The 893-nt window shown below is 76.4% G+C and carries 2 protein-coding genes; both read right to left on the bottom strand.

Annotation, left to right across the window (positions count from 1 at the left end):
* A partial coding sequence (locus IH13_RS0132545; RefSeq protein WP_031090124.1) for an ECF transporter S component occupies positions 1–535 on the bottom strand: 535 nt, incomplete at its 3' end.
* A partial coding sequence (locus IH13_RS0132540) for an AAA family ATPase (RefSeq protein WP_031090122.1) occupies positions 532–893 on the bottom strand: 362 nt, incomplete at its 5' end. The genes IH13_RS0132545 and IH13_RS0132540, both read right to left, overlap by 4 nt.

Below are 893 nucleotides of genomic sequence, written 5' to 3'. Positions count from 1 at the left end.
CGTAGGCCGCCAGCATCAGCAGCTCGGCGCGGCCCCGCAGCCGTTCGGTGCCCGGCAGCAGGCCCGCGCCCATGGTGAACCAGCCCATCGACAGCATCTGGAACGGCATCCACGGCCCGACCCCGCCGGTCAGCAGGGCGGAGGCGAACATCGTCACCGAGCCGAGGACGAACCCGAAGCCGGGGCCCAGCACCCGGCCGCTCAGCACCATGAGGAAGAACATCGGCTCCAGCCCGGCCGTCCCCGCACCCAGCGGGCGCAGCGCAGCGCCGACCGCCGCCAGGACCCCGAGCATCGCCACCGCCTTGGCGTCCAGTCCGCCGTCCGCGACGGTCGCGACCGCCACCCCGACCAGCAGCACCAGCAGGACGGCGAAGAGCCACGGCGCGTCCTGCGGGTGGGCGACCCCCGCGCTCGCGCCGGACGCCAGCAGCGGCCAGCCGAACGCCATCAGGCCGACCGCCCCGACCAGCACCAGCGCGGTGACGGCCCGCGGGCCGAGACGGACCGGGCTCACCCGGCGGGGACCGGTCATACGGGCGCCTCCGACGGCGGGCCGGACTCCAGGGCCGTACGGACCTGGCCCACGGTCAGCCACTCCTGCGGGGCCAGGATCTTCGCGGTCTGCGGGGCGAACGCGGGGGAGGAGACCACCACCCGGGCGGTCGGGCCGTCGGCGACGACCTCACCGTCGGCGAGGATCACCACCCGGTGGGCCAGCTCCGCCGCCAGCTCCACGTCGTGGGTGGCCAGGACGACGGCGTGGCCCTCGCCCGCCAGCTCGCGCAGGACACCGACGAGGCGGGCCTTCGCCGCGTAGTCGAGGCCGCGGGTCGGCTCGTCCAGCAGGAGCAGCGGCGGCCGGGCGGTCAGCACCAGGGCCAGGGCGAGGG

This window comes from Streptomyces sp. NRRL WC-3549 (assembly GCF_000721935.1).
Classification (GTDB): domain Bacteria; phylum Actinomycetota; class Actinomycetes; order Streptomycetales; family Streptomycetaceae; genus Streptomyces.
The sequence above is the reverse complement of the archived record's forward strand: the minus strand, read 5'-3'. Positions and strand labels throughout refer to the sequence as shown.